Genomic DNA, 15306 nt, shown 5'->3' with positions numbered 1-15306 from the left:
ACTCTATAGACTCAAAGATAGATATTCTGAATCTGTAGAGCAAGTCGGTTCGACCGGCGGACCACTTCCCGCATCAAGCATCACTGATGAAACGTGCGCCCCAACGCATCCAGCCGAGTCGCAATAGGCGGCAAGCGCCGACTGCTCGACGCCAGCGTCTGCACATCATCCGCCGTGTTCTGCGCGATGCCCTGCACCGACTGCAAGCGCCCGACAATCTCGACACTCGCCGTGGATTGTTCGCGGGTCGTCGTGAAAATTCGCCCGTTGAGTTCATCGATCTGCGAGATGTCGCTGCCAACCGCCTGCAGCATCGCCGCCGCTAATTGACTGTCCTCGACACAGCGCTCCACACCTTCGCGGCTGTCCTGCATGGCCTCCACGGCTTTGCGGCTGCCTTGCTGCAAGGCCTCGATGATGGTCCGGATTTCCTTGGTTGACACCGCCGTGCGCTGCGCCAGGCTGCGCACTTCATCGGCCACCACCGCAAAGCCGCGGCCTTGCTCGCCGGCACGCGCCGCTTCAATCGCCGCGTTGAGGGCCAGCAAATTGGTCTGCTCGGCAATGCTGCTGATCACCTCCAGCACCGTACCGATCTGCTGCGCCTGCCCGGCCAGCACCTGCACGGTCTGGTTGGTGCCTTCCAGGCGCGAGGCCAGATGGGTGATTTCCTGCCGCGCGCGGTTCACGCTTTCCTGCCCGCGGGTGATCTGCACACTGGCCTGGCCGGCATGGGCAACGGCATGCTCGACATGCACCACGATGTGCTCCATCGCATCGCCCATGCGCTGCATCGACCCGGTCATCTGCGCGATTTCCGTCAGCTGATGCCTGGCGCCTTTCTCCAGCGTGTTGCTGGCCTTGGCCAACTCCTGGCCCAACTGACCCAAACCGTTGGAATCACGCACCACCCCGTCCACCAACGCGGTGATCTGCATCAGGAACTGATCGAAACGCTGCGCCAGCGACACATGCACCCGCGCCTGGTCACCCTGACCGGCACCCACGGTGAACTGCGAAGTCGCGGCGAGCATCTTGTCCAGCATGTCCTGGCTCTCTACCGCGTCGGCCTGGCTGTGCACCGCCAGATAGAGCAGCGCGACCGTCTCCATCACCACATAAAAGGCGTGAACGAACACCATCGTCCAGCCACCGTGATGCGCCATCACATACACCGGAAAACCCTGGTGCTGCAGCACATGGAACACCACGTGATGCAGCGCAATCGTCACCGCCGCCACCAGAATCGGCAGCCAGTCCCGATAAAACGTGAGCACCGCCAACAACGCAAAGATCCCGAAGTGCGACTCAATGACCCCCTCGGCCTGATTGATGTGCAACGCCGCCATCACCATCAAGCCAACACCGAGCAAACAGCGCATCAACCGCGAGCCGCCGATGGCGCGATACAACAGCGTCAACAACAGGCTGGTACCGCCACCCACCAGCAGCGCCTGCTTGAAGGTGTCGTGCCAGAACGCCAGGCCCACCGCGAAAGCGAACATCAGCCAGATCAGGCCCAGCATGATGCGGTCGGCTTTGCGGTAGTGGTCGAGGAAGCGAGGGGGGAAGGGCATGTACGCTGACTCCATGTAATCGAACCGGGAAGAAACCGGGGTTGGACTGATACCGGAAGACAAGCCTTTTTTCGCTTGATCCATGGAGGCAAATCGGTTGCCGCCATGGTCGGGATATTGAGAAATCGTGAGGAGTGTAGCTGTTTGCCATCATTCATGGCCGGGGTGGCGGGGCAGGGGCGAACAATGTCAGATTTAGAGGCAAGGAATGCTGAATTGGCGGGGGTAGGGGCTCGCATGCAGGGACGCGCCGGAGCCTTTGGCGAGGCCGATATCGGCCTATGCGGTCACTCGTCAAAAGCTGCAGTCGGCTGGGATCCAACCGGTCGATACTTTCAGAAAATGGCGATTTCTCCTGGCCCGAACACCCCACACAATCGCACCCTGTATTGGGGGATTTTCCCCGTTCTCGGGGCTTTTATCCTGGTTTCTCATACGCCTGCCTGAAGCCGGCGGTCAGAGGGGGCATGGCATGGAGCCATTAGCCCCATCCTGTCACTTTTGGCGGGAGATTTGCATCGTTCTCATCCCGGCTCGACATCAGACATTTCGCCAGCCGGGCCAGGAGCAGTGGCTCGTAGCCCACGTATTGCCACGCGCTCCGGGGAACCCGTCAGAGGTGTTTGCGATGAAACTAGATACCGGAAGGTTCAAACCTAGTGCATTGTCCAAAACCAGGCTGGCGCTGAGTATCTCTGCTGCCGCGATCATGTTCGGGCTGGGCCTGTCCCAGACCCATGCAGCCCCCCTCGACAACACCGATCCACCGCCTCCTACCGACCCATCGGCGTTCACCAATCCGCCCGCCGACCCCGATGCCGCATTGCGAGACTTGCTCAAGCTGCCTCCCGCCAATGTCGGCGCCTTCGACTTACCCAATGGAGTGGTCGGTAACCGCAAGACCCCCTTGGTCGACAATGTGCTGCCGCCCAATCTGCAACCGAGCTTCAACATCCCCACTAACGGTAATGCCAGCCCGGTGTTCGGGGTTCAACCGTTCACACAGAAGCTGGAGCTGTTCGAGGAGTTCGGCTCGAACAAACTGAACGCGGCCGACCCGCCATCACCCGTTCCGTTTCCGGTTCCGACGCTGGGTCCCGCACCGGCGCAAGACCCCTTGAAGGTGGCGCGTAGCGGCCCGTCGCCGGCTGCGCTGGATGCCTTTCTCAGGCAGCCGGCATTGACGCCCTTCCCGACAGAGTTCTCCAATGTGCTGGACCGCAACCCCTGGAGGGCGCAGATCGAGCTTTTCCTCAATCGCCGGGTCGATTCGCCCGCAGAAGGCCGGCCACCGGGAAAAGGCTGGTCGCACCAGCGTTTCAATGAGTTTTTCCCGCGCGACGCCTTCAAGACGGTGCAAGCCGGTGCGCACGTCAACAGCGGCTTGCGTGATCGTATGCAACGGCATAACTACGCCGTGGGGGAATTCGCGCCAGGCGGGCTCTATCACAACACCAACGGCAACCCGGCCAACGAAGGCACAACCAAGGGCATTCAGGTGCAGTTTCACCCCAACTTCCCTGTCCAGGACCACAATGCGTTGTGGACATTCGACGGCACCTTTCCGCCCAAACTGCTTCAAGTGCGCTATGGCCAGGCGATGCTGATGCGGCATTACGATGCCTTGCCGATTGACCCGTCGGCCAACCGGGGCTTTGGCCTGCACACCATCAGCACCCATGAGCATAACGGCCACTCGCCCGCGGAAAGCGACGGTTTTGCCAACGCGTTCTTCTTCCCGGGCCAGTACTACGACTATCGCTGGCCGATCCAGTTGGCCGGTTACGACAGCATCAATACCAGCGCTCAGGATCCGCGTGCGGCGTTCCCGTGCGATCCCGGTGAAAAGCTTTTCGTCAACGACGCCACCCCCGGCTTCAAGACCTGCAACAACGGCACCATCAAGATCCGTGGCGACTGGCGCGAAACCATGAGCAGCCACTGGTTCCACGACCACATGCTCGATTTCACCGCGCAGAACGTCTACAAGGGCAATGCGACGATGATGAACTACTACAGCGCCGTGGACCGTGGCAACGAGTCGGTCGACGACGGGGTCAACCTGCGCTTGCCCAGCGGTTCGGGCCTGGGCTGGGGTAACCGCGACTATGACGTCAACTTGACGATCGCCGACAAGGCCTGGGACCAGACCGGCCAGTTGTGGTTCAACCCCTTCAACACCGATGGCTTCCTCGGTGACCAGGTGCTGACCAACTGGGAGTACAAGCCCTTCCTGGACGTACGTGCCCGTCGCTACCGTTTCCGCATTCTCAACGGATCGGTTTCTCGCTACTTCAAGCTGGCGGTGGTGCGTCAGGTCAATGGTAATAGTGGCGAGTTTCCTGGCCCGAGAAACTCCGGGGTTTCCTATAACCGGGTGCCGTTCCACATGATTGCCAACGACGGCAATATCATGGAACACGCGGTGCCGTTCGATGGCAGCCTGGACCTCGATGGTGACGGCGACAGACAGGACCACAATGCCATTCTGCCGATCCAGGGCATTTCCGAACGCTATGACATCGTCATCGACTTCGCGAAAAACGGCATCAAGCCGGGTGACAAGATCTTCTTCGTCAACATCGAGGAGCATGAAAACGGCAAGCGTCCCGAACGTGACATTCCATTGGCGAATGTACTCTCCGGGAGTTACCTGCCCGTTGTCAGGCAAACCAGCCACGGGCCACAGTGGATCAACGGTGACCCGGGCGTGGGCCTGTTCATGCAACTCAACGTCCAGCCTTACACCGGCCAGGACGTCAGCATGAACCCGGTCGACTTCGAGCCCGCCAAGCCTGGCAAGCCCGAGGGCAGGTTCATGATCCCTTTGCCTTTGCACCGTGACGACCCTGCCGATATCGCCCGGCTTGCCCGGGCGCGGCACCGCACCTTTATCTTTGGCCGCTCCGATGGCACGGATTCCAAGCCCTGGACGATCAAGACCGATGGCGGCCCAGGCTTCAACATGGACCCGCGGCGGATTTCAGCCGCGCCACAACTGGCCACTGGCCCGACACCGGCGGGGTTCAAGGGGGAGGGCACGCTGGAAGTCTGGAAAATCCAGAACGGCGGCAATGGCTGGAGTCACCCGGTGCATGTGCATTTCGAGGAAGGGATCATTCTCACTCGAGGTGGCAAACCACCACCAGAATGGGAAAAAGGCGCGCGCAAGGACATCTACAATGTAGGCTCCCATCCGGAGAGCCTCGACAATGTCGAAATGGCTTTACGCATCCGTGAGTTCGCCGGTACCTACATGGAGCACTGCCACAATACGCAGCATGAGGACACGGCGATGCTGCTGCGCTGGGACTCCGAGCACCCTGGCCAGTTCCAGTTGATGCCCACGCCATTGCCCAGCTGGGACGGCGTGAAATTCGTGGCCTCGGTGGCGTTACCGACATTCCGTACGGGGGATGGCGTCGGGCCACAGGTCAACAATGACCAGGAGGATAACAGTGGCAGTGGCAGTGGCAGTGGTAGTGGAAGTGGAAGTGGAAGTGGAAGTGGAAGTGGCAGTGGAAGTGGCAGTGGAAGTGTTAGCGGGGGCAAAGGCTAGCATCGTCCATCAAGCCACTTTTCCCGTCGGACAAAAAACGGGCGCCTTCTGCGCCCGTTTTCATTCACTGCGCAGCCTGCGCCCGCAACCGCCGACCAATCACATCCATCAAGTCGCAACCCTCGCGCACTGGAATGACCAGTAGTTTGAAAAAAACCTACAACGCATCGTGCCGAAACCGATCTCGGATCGGTAGGCGATGCTCTCCAACACCTGTGTAACCGTCCGAACACGACATTCGCCGTTGTTTGAAAAACATCGTAAAAATAAATCGGTCTTTTTGTTTTGGTGGCTCTCATATATATGGAAGATTGAATTGGTGCTTTTGCTGTAAGGGGTGCGCCGGAAGCCGCAGAGGTTGTTTGGGGTTTATGTGATTTTTCGCGCGTGACGTATGTGGTTAATATTTAATCGTTGAAGCTTATAAGTTATTTCGGCATAACTTTTATGCTGTTTGTTGTGGAATTCATATTATTGCATGGAGCGCTATATGCAGGAACCAATTACACATTACTCGCCTTTGATAACGCCTGAATCTCGACAGGTTCTAGCTACAGAAGACCAAGTTTTTCCTTCAAGCTTCGAAAGTATTTTGTTTTGGGATGGGGGTCTCCCGGCAGTTACTACGCCCCATAGTATTGAGAGTACAAAAAACCCCAGTTACTCATACCAAAAGTTGGAGGCGATAGGGCTTTCGGTGCACGATCAGATAACGAGTTTTTTTTCTGGTGCTACACCGAATGTTCGAGATTATCTAGAAAAACGCATAGTCGCAGCTATTGATGGGCAGGAGTTCAATGCATTGGAAGCTGCCTTAAAAAAGAAAGCGATCATCGTAGAGCTTCTACAAAGGGCCAGAATCCATAGAAGTTGGCGCGATGCACTACTATATAATGGTTGGGACGCATTGTCGCTAGACAGAAAAATGAGTGTCGTAGTATTTGCATCGAATACGGATGCAGAAGACGATATGGCAGTGCGACAAAGCTTTTATGAAGAATATATTTTATCGCTAACTGCCGCCTACGTTAAACGAATCCTTGTCGAAGCCATCTCCATTCTGGAGGACGCTTCCACAACTGCAGACGCTGCAATCCATCGCGCTTTGGCAAGGGGCGAAGTCGCTTACACCTACAGGTTACACATTGGTAATGGCATAGAGGCGGGAACTGTGGCGGGTGCCATTGCCATCCATGTCGCCGAAGGTTGGCCCTTCGGGGCAGTGATCCATAAAGGCATTAAGTTGTTGGCAGGGTTGGGGGAAGCACTTATCAGTCGGGCCACTGCTGTTGGGATCGGGGCCTTGTTCTATTCACCTGCTCTTGCTAACGGCGAACGCTTTCCTCAAACAGTACTCACACTACCCGGCAGCACTTTTTTGCCAACGCTGCCGCCAAACCTGAGTGAAATCGCCGCTACCGAAGGAACCATTGACCTTCCTTATCGGATTGTTGGCGACCTTAACCGATACACACTTGTTGCAACCCCGGCTGGAGGGGGTGTCTCGGCAAAAGTGCCAGTGCGAGCATTGGTGTTCGATCCAACGACCAGCAGCTACAGTTTCACGTCAAACGATACGCCGCCCAATATCCTCAGTTTTCCCATTATTCACTTGGGAAGCAATTCGACAACTTCGCCCGCCCGACCTGCGCAAGTACCGACGTACACTGGAGTGACGCTGTCGCCATTGCTTGTGCAGCCTGAAACCTTTCCCGCGTTCGAATTGCCTGATTTCAGGGATTGCATTTACTGCTTTCCGATTGAAAGCGGCCTGCCGCCAGTATACGTTGTTTTTAATAGTCCTTATAAAGGAGCAACCACAAAGGGGAAATACAGCGGCCGATTTTTCAATCCCGCCAAAGCCGGAGGCCCAATCCTCGATCTCGATTGGACAAATGCTACCGTGACCCAAGCGGGTATTGATCTGGTCAAATTACATGCGGGACGTTTCAGGCCCTCGGATGCCAATGCCATCATGATTGATCGCTTGGAAAAAATTCTGTTGGGTAAATTGGTGGTCACAGAAGTGGATAAACGCTTCTATACTCATGAAATCAGAGAGCTGGAACGTTTCAGGGCATTAGGTGTGGTAGACGGTGTAGAACCGAATGACGAAGGTGTTATTTGGAATAATACACATGCCGCGACGCTGGAAGATTACAAAGTCAAGGATGCTTTTGAACTGCTCTATACACCTGATGCTATAGAGGCGGATCGAAAACAAAGTGAACGAGAGTACAAGGAACTTGGAGGGGTAAAATAATGAGCGTCATGGAAATCATCGTACTTAACGAAAAACCTGAAGAGGTAATTCTATTTCTTACCAAAAATGAATTAGGCATCTCTTTGCCTAGGCTTGATGGTATTTATAATCGGGCTAACTGGGCGCATGTGGGGAATAACATAGGGCTATTAAATCTTGTCAAAAAAATGAGTGATGCCGGTTTTGTCAAATACAGTGGAACCGGAGTTGTAAGGGGGCCCAACTGGAGAGAGCCGGCATTCATGCTCGAAGGCAAATATACCTTTGATTGATAGCACTAAGTGCCTGAACGCAGGTGCCAGAGAGCGGTGACCGTAGCCATCATTTCGTGGCCGTCCGGTTCCCTTGTCCAGTCGTTTAAATCATCGAAGGATTTCCAGGTTGAGCCGCTACCCAGCGGCTCTTCTCTTTGCTACGGGCATATTGAGTATCTTCGCCTGATTGGTTTTTCGCGGCCTCGAATCAAGCTGACGGGTAACCCCTTTCTGGAGTAGCAATAAAACGGGCGCGAGAGCACCCGTTTTTTTTTACTCCGCAGCCTGCGCCCGCAACCGCCGACCAATCACATCCATCAAATCACAGCCATCGCGCAACGGAATGACCAGCAGCTTGGAAAAGTCTTCCAGCACCACCGTGTCGCAACCGAGCTCGGAACGGTAGGCGATGTTTTCCAGCACCTGCGTGACTGTCCGAATCCGGTAATCGGCCATGGCTTGCAGGACGTCGAGTGGGGCTTGGGTGTCGATGAGCAGGGAGGCCGGAACCAGGTCGATTCCGGTGAGGGGCATGTATCGATTCATTTTGAATGATCTCTGTTTGTTGGGCTCAAGGCCATCAGTTGGTCATTCTCTGTGTTCAGGTCGCCAAACCCGAATCGCCATTAGGGCGACGGCGCCGACTATAAGCCGCACGAGATCAGCGCGGGAAGGTGAGGCATTCCGAGCTTTGTGTAGGACCTTTGAGGATGAAACTTCAGACCTTTCACCTCAGGTCGCTGGAAATCCAGACACAGACCTGAGATGGTCATCGCCCCTTGGTTTCAGCCACCCACGCTATCCTTAATCATCGCTCCTGCCGTCGAGATGGATCTTCGCCCATGCAAACCCCCAACCCCCAACGCCCCCTCTGGAAAACCTACCTGTTTTTCCTCGCCCCGATGGTGCTGTCGAACTTCCTGCAATCCATGTCCGGCACGGTCAACAGCATCTACATCGGCCAGATGCTCGGCACTCAAGCGCTGGCGGCGGTGTCGGGGATGTTCCCCATCGTGTTTTTCTTCATCGCCCTGGTGATCGGCCTTGGTGCCGGCGCGGGGGTGTTGATCGGGCAGGCGTGGGGGGCGCGGGAGACGCATCTGGTGAAGGCGATTGCCGGGGCAACCTTGTTGTTGGGGGTGTTGATCGGGTTGACGGCGGCGGTGGTGGGCAGTGTGTTTGCGCGGTCGGCGTTGGTCGGGTTGGGGACGCCGGCGGATGTGCTGGACGATGCGGTGGCGTATGCCCATGTGATGTTGTGGATCATGCCGTCGCTGTTGGTGTTTGTGCTGTTCACGCAACTGCTGCGCGGGGTGAGCGATACCTTGTCGCCATTGTTGGCGCTGGTGGTGTCGACCATGGTCGGGTTGGCACTGACGCCGGCGTTGATTCGCGGGTGGATTGGCTTGCCGCCGCTGGGGATTCAGAGTGCGGCGTTTGCCGGGTTGGTGGGTAACCTGGTGGCGATGGGGTTGCTGGCGTGGCGCTTGATTGGCAAGGGCCATCCGCTGGCGCCGGACCGCGAATTCTTTGCGGCGATGAAGCTGGACATGGCGATTCTCGGCAAGGTGCTGCGCATCGGTTTGCCCACCGGGTTGCAGATGGTGGTGTTGTCGCTGTCGGAGCTGGTGATTCTGGCGCTGGTGAACCAGCACGGCTCTCAGGCGACGGCGGCCTATGGCGCGGTGACGCAGATCGTCAATTACGTGCAGTTCCCGGCGCTGTCGATTGCGATTACCGCGTCGATCCTCGGGGCGCAGGCGATTGGGGCCGGGCGCATCGAGCGCATGGGGCCGATCCTGCGCACGGGATTGATGATCAATCTGTGCCTGACCGGTGGTCTGGTGGTGCTCGGGTATTTGCTGTCGCATTGGCTGCTGGCCTCGTTCCTCACGGAAGAAGCGACGCGGACCATGGCCCAGCACCTGTTGCACATCATGCTCTGGAGCCTGTTGGTGTTCGGCTTCCAGGCGATCATCGGCGGCATCATGCGCGCCAGCGGCACGGTGATGGTGCCGGTGGCGATTTCCATTGTCTGCGTGGTGGGGATTCAATTGCCGGCGGCCTATCTGCTGGATGCGAAGTTCGGGCTGCAAGGGGTGTGGATGGCGTTTCCGGTGGCGTATCTGGGGATGCTGGTGTTGCAGACGCTGTATTACAAACTGGTGTGGCAGCATCAGAAGATTGAGCGGTTGGTGTAGGCGGGACGAAGAGAGCGGATAATGCTCTGCACCGAAACCTGTGGCGAGCGAGCTTGCTCGCGCTTGAGTGCGTAGCACTCACAAAATTCGGTCATCGTTATTGGTTTTTGGGGCTGCTGCGCAGCCCAGCGGGAGCAAGCTCCCTCGCCACAAAAGCCTCTGCCACAAAAGGCAGGTTTGGCTGAAGTTCGCAGGCGCAATCGCCTGGGGAGGTTTTCACATGAGCCCCTTGTCCCATTCCATCCTGCAAGACCGGCCGGCAGCCGGACGGCGTTTGATCGAGCCGCTGTTGCCTTACGCCAATCGCCCCGATGTCATCGTCCTGGCCTTGCCCCGTGGCGGCGTGCCGGTGGCTTATGAGGTGGCCACGGCGCTGAAGGTTCGCCTGGACCTGATGCTGGTGCGCAAGCTCGGCGTGCCGTCCCATCAGGAGTACGCCATGGGCGCGATTGCCAGCGGTGGCGTCCAGATTCGTAATGAAGAGGCGCTGCGGGTGCATCCGATTGCCAAGGCTGCATTCGACGCCGTGGTCGAACGGGAAAGCCGCGAGTTGCTGCGCCGCGAGCAGGTCTACCGCGGCACGCGGCCGGCGGTGCAGCTCAAGGATCAGGTGGCGATCCTGATCGACGACGGCCTGGCCACCGGCGCTTCGATGCGGGCGGCGATCCAGGCGCTGCGGGTGCAGGAACCTGCGCGCATCGTGGTGGCGGTGCCCGTGGCACCCATCGAGACGGTGGAGGCGCTGCGCCGCGAGGTGGATGAACTGGTCTGCCCGCTGATGCCCGAGTGGTTCACTTCGATTGGCCATTGGTACATGGACTTTTCCCAGACTTGCGATGCCGAGGTGATCGAGCTGTTGCTGCGGGCGTGGCAACGTGAGGCGTGCGGGTAGCGCTGACGGTCATCGGCAGGTGGTCGCAAATCCCCGCGCGAGGTGGAATAAACACCGGTTGTTTGCTTTAGTCCATCTGGTGCCGGCCTTTGTGTGCGGCATGCCAACTCAAGACGGGAGTCCTCCCGGAGAGTGCCATGAACCTTCGATCCGCGCGTTGCATCGCTCTGGCCGGCACGTTGGTGTTCGGCCCGGTGCTGTTCGCTGAAGCCGTGGAATACAAGGAGGTCAACGCCAAGGCCAGCACCTTGAGTTTCACCTATCAGCAGATGGGGTCGAGAACCTACGGCACCTTCGGCAAGTTCAAGGCCAATCTCGACTTCGACACCGATAACCCGGGCGCCGCCCATGCCGCACTGACCATCGACCTGAGCAGCATCGATGCCGGCAGCGACGACGCCAACACCGAGCTGCAAAAACCGGCGTGGTTCGACACCGCGACTTATCCGGTGGCGACGTTCGAATCGACGTCCGTCAAGGCCCTCGGCAATAACCGTTACACCATCACCGGCAAACTGTCCCTGCGCGGGCTCACTCGGGAAGTGAGTGTGCCGGTGCAGTTGAGGTCGGAGAGTTCCATCGGCATCTTCGAAGGCCAATTGGTGCTCAAGCGTAACGACTTCAAGATAGGCGAGGGCGAGTGGGCGGACAGTATGGTGTCCAACGAGATCAATATCCGTTTTCGGATGGTGGCGCCGCAGCGGTGACTGTGAGGCCGCCTTCGCGAGCAGGCTCGCTCCCACATGTGATCTTTGGTGAACACAATATCTGTGTACGACGCCGATCCAATGGTGGGAGCGAGCCTGCTCGCGAAGGCGGCCTGACAGTCAGCGCAAATGCCAGGCACTTTGCGAATAGAACCTCACTCGGCCCACCGCACGATCCGCAAAAAAAGCGCCCGGTCCACATGGCATGGACCGGGCGCCGATCAATCCGCGCTAGTGCACTGGCACTGTCACGGTTTTGCCGAAGGCCGACTTGATGGTCGCTGTCGGGTTGGGCGACGGGCCACTGCCGACGGTCGTCACCGCTATATTCCAGCGCGCGCCTGTAGCCGTAGGCGTCAGGGTGGCGGCGCCGAGGTTCACCGTGCCGGTTGTGGTCGTGGCAGTCGCCGTGATGGTATTGCCCGTGCCACGCGAGGTGGTGCCGGACAGCACCCAATACCAGCGGCTGTTACTGCGAGCGGTGACGGTAGCGCTGGTGACGATCAGGTTCTCGACGACCGCTGCCGAGACCGCCACGGACACTGTTGCCGGTGCCGACTCCGCACCCTTGGCATCGGCGGCCTTATAGGTAAAGGTCGCGGTGAACGGGGCGGGGACCGTGGCCGGTGGTGTGTAGATCACGCGCACGCCGTCGGTGCTGACCGTGCCCTTGCCGGAGTCCGGTTGCTCCAGGCCCACCACTTTAAGTGGCACGTTGCCGTCAGGGTCGTTGTCGTTGGCCAGTACGTTGATGGTCACCGGGCCGCTGTTGCTGATGGCGCTGTCGGGGTTGGCGATTGGCAATTTGTTATCGCCATCATTGTTGCGAGTATCGCCAGTGCGGAAGGTTGGCAGCGCGGCGGAGTTGACGTAGTTGACGCCGTCCCAGCCGGGCAGGGGCGTTGGCATCAACTGGAACTGGCCGGGGTGCTCGATATCCCAGCGCAGCAACATGGCGTTGTCCTCGTGCTGGGTATTGTGGCAGTGCTCCATGTAGGTCCCGGCGAATTCACGGAAGCGGATCGCCATTTCCACTTCCTGCGAGCTGTCGATGCCTTCGCCGATGCGATAGACGTCCTTGCGTGCCCATTTTTCCCATTCCGGTGGCGCCTTGCCGTCGCGGCTGAGGACGACGCCTTCTTCGAAGTGCACGTGCACCGGGTGGCTCCAGCCGTTGCCGCCGTTCTTGATTTTCCACACTTCCAGGGTGCCGTCGCCGGAGAACCCGGCATCGGTCGGGCCGTTCGCCAGTTGCGGCGCAGCGCTGATCCGCCGTGGGTCCATGTGGTAGCCGAAACCGCCGTCGGTCTTGATGGTCCAGGGGGCTTCGTCGGTGCCGTCGGAGCGGCCGAAGATGAACTCGCGATGCCGTGCTGCTTTGAGTTTGGCCTGTACGACCGCATCGTCGCGGTTGAGGGTCAGTGGGATCATGACCTTGCCGGCCGCTTTCCCCGGTTTGGCGGGTTCGTAGTCGGCAGGGTTCATGCTCACGTCCTGGCCCGAATAAGGCTGTACCACCATCTGCATGAACTTGCCCACCACCGGGTCGCCGGCGTCCCATTCCAGCCCTTTGCTGCCCGACTTGAGCACGGCCTTGTACCTGCCGGACAGCACATCGGCCAGACTCAGCGGTACACTCTCCGGACCCTTGCCGGTCTGGTGCTCCATCAAGTTGACGAAGTACAGCTTGTCACCGACAGAGATCCCGTTTTTCGCGAAGTTGACGATGATGTCGAAACGCTCGGCAATGCCCTGGGTGGGCAGTATCGCGTTGTGGTCCTGCACATCACCGTCACCGTCCAGGTCCATGCTGCCGTCGAACGGCACGGCGTGTTCCATGAGGTTGCCGTCGTTGGCGATCATGTGGAACGGCACGCGGGTATAGGACACGCCCGAACCTGCCGGGCCGGGGAATTCGCCGCCGGTGCCGACGACTTCACGCACCAGCGCGATCCTGAAGTAGCGCGACACCGAGCCGTTGAGAATGCGGAAACGATAGCTGCGCGCCCGCACTTTCAGGCGCGGCTGGTACTGCCAGTTGACCAGGATCTGATCGCCGAGGAAGCCATCGGTGTTGAAGGGGTTGAACCACAGCTGGCCGTTCTGATCCCAGGCCTTGTCGGCCACCAGCAGATTCACATCGTAGTCACGGTTGCCCCAGGGCAACGCCGAACCGCTGGGCAGGCGCAGGTTGACGCCGTCCTGCAGCGCTTCGTTACCGCGGTCCAAGGCGCTGTAGTAGTTCATCATCACCGCGTTGCCTTTGTAGACGTTCTGCGCGGTGAAATCGAGCATGTGGTCGTGGAACCAGTGGGTGCTCATGGTTTCGCGCCAATCGCCACGAATCTTGATGCTGCCGTTGTTGCAGGTCTTCAGGCCCGGAGTGGCGTCGTTGACGTACAGGGTTTCGCCCGGGGCGCAGGGGAAGGCCGCGCGTGGATCTTCAGCCTTGGTGTTGATGGTGTCGTAACCGGCCAGTTGCATCGGCCAGCGATAGTCGTAGTACTGGCCGGGAAAGAAAAACGCATTGGCATAGCCGTCGCTTTCGGCCGGGGAGTGGCCGTTGTGTTCGTGGGTGGTAATGGTGTGCAGGCCAAAGCCCATGTTGGCCGATGGATCGATCGGCAGGGCGTTGTAGTGCCGCATCAGCACCGGTTGGCCGTAGCGCACCATCAGCAGTTTGACCGGAAATGTGCCGTCGAAGGTCCAGAGCGCCTTGTGGTTCTGAATCGGCATGTTGGGGTGAAAACGCGTGTCGATGCCTTTGGTGGTGCCCGTGGTGGTCGGGATGTCCGAGGTCTGGTAGTAGAGACCGCCCGGCCCGAACTCACCGACGGCGTAGTTGTGCAGCTGGCGACGGTCGCGCATGCCGCCGTTGAGCTTGGCGCCTGCTTGCACGGTCTTGAAGGCGACCTGCGGGTAGAACTCGTTCCAGCGCTGATGGGACCAGCCTTTTCCAGGCGGACGCCCTTCAGCCGGCGAGCCGACCGGATGGCGGTTGAGGAAAGCTTCGATCTGCGCTTGCCACGGGTTGCGATCCAGCACGTTGGAATACTGTGACGGAAACGGGTACAGCCCCGGCTGGCGCATGAAAGCTTCGAGCGCTGTGGCCGAAGGACCACTTCGGGCGATGCTGTTCGGGTCCTGGTTGGGCGCCGGGCCGACAGTCGGAGGCGGGAACGTCAGGGGTGGCGCGGGCAGTGTCGGGTCGAGTTTTTCCGTGCCGAATTCTTCGAACAACAGCAGTTGCTGAGTGTACGGCTGGGCCCCGAACAACGGGCTAGGCTTGCCATTGGTGGGGATCTTGAATGATGTTTGCTGGGCTGGTTGAAGCACGTTGTCGGTCGTTGGCGTGGTGCGGGTGCCGTACATGCCATTGGGCAGGGCGATGGCGCCTTGGTCAGCGGGTGGCATGGTCAGAATGGCATCCAGCGCGGCCTGGGGGGCGGCCGGCGGGTTGGTATATGCCGAAGGATCGGTTGGAGGCGGATAGCTGACATCGTCAAGCGGTGCGGCGTTGGCAGTGCCGAGGCTGATGTTGATCAGCATCACAGCGGCGATGCCCGGTTTGCTGAAACCGAGCGGTTTGAGGTCAGGCAGGTTTTTCATAGTGTTTCCCTCGGGGCGCGCCGATGTGGCTGACGTACGCAATGCGGTCGATGCAAGAGCTACGCCAATCGCGAGGGAGTCTCGGAGAGTATGGAAAGCTGATTTGTATCAAAACATTTAAGATCTTTCTGTCGCGCCGAAGTGGGTGGCAATCCTCAGGTTCGGGGGCCTTGACCCACCCATTTCCCCAATCACCTGCCACCCCACCATCACCCTTCGGACCGCAGGTGTCAGGCGCGTTATG

At 58.9% G+C, this 15306-nt stretch carries 9 protein-coding genes; 6 read left to right on the top strand and 3 right to left on the bottom strand.

Translation table 11 applies throughout. The features are described 5' to 3' along the window. Positions 1-80: 80 nt before the first annotated feature. The gene (locus KW838_RS04170) at positions 81-1577 is read right to left on the bottom strand and encodes a methyl-accepting chemotaxis protein (protein WP_102699134.1); all 1497 of its coding nucleotides are present in this window, start codon (positions 1575-1577) and stop codon (positions 81-83) included. A 628-nt stretch (positions 1578-2205) separates the two neighbouring features. On the opposite strand from KW838_RS04170, the gene KW838_RS04165 reads away from it, so the two are divergent. The 3 genes from KW838_RS04165 to KW838_RS04155 all read left to right on the top strand — a co-directional run bounded on the left by KW838_RS04165 (position 2206) and on the right by KW838_RS04155 (position 7671). Further along, entirely contained in the window at positions 2206-5136 is a 2931-nt protein-coding gene (locus KW838_RS04165) for a multicopper oxidase domain-containing protein (protein WP_218500499.1), read from the top strand. 490 nt (positions 5137-5626) lie between these two features. Beyond that, positions 5627-7399 carry an S-type pyocin domain-containing protein gene (locus KW838_RS04160; RefSeq protein ID WP_218500498.1) on the top strand — a complete coding sequence of 591 codons (1773 nt, stop codon included), beginning with the start codon at positions 5627-5629 and terminating at the stop codon, positions 7397-7399. 8 nt (positions 7400-7407) lie between these two features. Next, positions 7408-7671, top strand: a complete 264-nt coding sequence (locus tag KW838_RS04155; RefSeq protein ID WP_256358710.1) for a hypothetical protein — start codon at positions 7408-7410, stop codon at positions 7669-7671. 255 nt (positions 7672-7926) lie between these two features. Here the strand turns inward: KW838_RS04155 and KW838_RS04150 are convergent, their stop codons facing one another. Then, positions 7927-8199, bottom strand: coding sequence for a hypothetical protein (locus KW838_RS04150; RefSeq protein ID WP_095946406.1), 273 nt, complete (start codon positions 8197-8199; stop codon positions 7927-7929). A gap of 296 nt (positions 8200-8495) precedes the next feature. Here KW838_RS04150 and KW838_RS04145 point away from each other — a divergent pair, with 296 nt between their 5' ends. The 3 genes from KW838_RS04145 (at position 8496) to KW838_RS04135 (ending at position 11453) form a co-directional block, all read left to right on the top strand. After that, positions 8496-9854: an MATE family efflux transporter gene (locus KW838_RS04145; RefSeq protein ID WP_218500496.1), complete on the top strand. Its 1359-nt coding sequence runs from the start codon at positions 8496-8498 to the stop codon at positions 9852-9854. A gap of 220 nt (positions 9855-10074) precedes the next feature. Then, positions 10075-10746: a phosphoribosyltransferase gene (locus KW838_RS04140; RefSeq protein ID WP_218500495.1), complete on the top strand. Its 672-nt coding sequence runs from the start codon at positions 10075-10077 to the stop codon at positions 10744-10746. A gap of 137 nt (positions 10747-10883) precedes the next feature. Further along, the gene (locus KW838_RS04135; RefSeq protein WP_218500494.1) at positions 10884-11453 is read left to right on the top strand and encodes a YceI family protein; all 570 of its coding nucleotides are present in this window, start codon (positions 10884-10886) and stop codon (positions 11451-11453) included. 231 nt (positions 11454-11684) lie between these two features. Here the strand turns inward: KW838_RS04135 and KW838_RS04130 are convergent, their stop codons facing one another. After that, positions 11685-15062: an Ig-like domain-containing protein gene (locus KW838_RS04130; RefSeq protein WP_218500493.1), complete on the bottom strand. Its 3378-nt coding sequence runs from the start codon at positions 15060-15062 to the stop codon at positions 11685-11687. Between the last annotated feature and the right edge of the window lie 244 nt (positions 15063-15306).

It is taken from the genome of Pseudomonas sp. PDM27 (genome assembly GCF_019219205.1).
GTDB lineage: Bacteria > Pseudomonadota > Gammaproteobacteria > Pseudomonadales > Pseudomonadaceae > Aquipseudomonas > Aquipseudomonas laurylsulfatiphila.
Note: the sequence above shows the minus strand (reverse complement) of the source record. Positions and strands in the feature narration are given on the sequence as shown.

What these genes read in the sequence shown, in the direction of transcription:
- KW838_RS04160 (WP_218500498.1), top strand. Translation starts at nt 5,627, where the DNA reads ATGCAGGAACCAATTACACATTACTCGCCTTTGATAACGCCTGAATCT.
- KW838_RS04130 (WP_218500493.1), bottom strand. Translation starts at nt 15,062, where the DNA reads ATGAAAAACCTGCCTGACCTCAAACCGCTCGGTTTCAGCAAACCGGGC.
- KW838_RS04150 (WP_095946406.1), bottom strand. Translation starts at nt 8,199, where the DNA reads ATGAATCGATACATGCCCCTCACCGGAATCGACCTGGTTCCGGCCTCC.
- KW838_RS04155 (WP_256358710.1), top strand. Translation starts at nt 7,408, where the DNA reads ATGGAAATCATCGTACTTAACGAAAAACCTGAAGAGGTAATTCTATTT.
- KW838_RS04135 (WP_218500494.1), top strand. Translation starts at nt 10,884, where the DNA reads ATGAACCTTCGATCCGCGCGTTGCATCGCTCTGGCCGGCACGTTGGTG.
- KW838_RS04145 (WP_218500496.1), top strand. Translation starts at nt 8,496, where the DNA reads ATGCAAACCCCCAACCCCCAACGCCCCCTCTGGAAAACCTACCTGTTT.
- KW838_RS04170 (WP_102699134.1), bottom strand. Translation starts at nt 1,577, where the DNA reads ATGCCCTTCCCCCCTCGCTTCCTCGACCACTACCGCAAAGCCGACCGC.
- KW838_RS04140 (WP_218500495.1), top strand. Translation starts at nt 10,075, where the DNA reads ATGAGCCCCTTGTCCCATTCCATCCTGCAAGACCGGCCGGCAGCCGGA.
- KW838_RS04165 (WP_218500499.1), top strand. Translation starts at nt 2,206, where the DNA reads ATGAAACTAGATACCGGAAGGTTCAAACCTAGTGCATTGTCCAAAACC.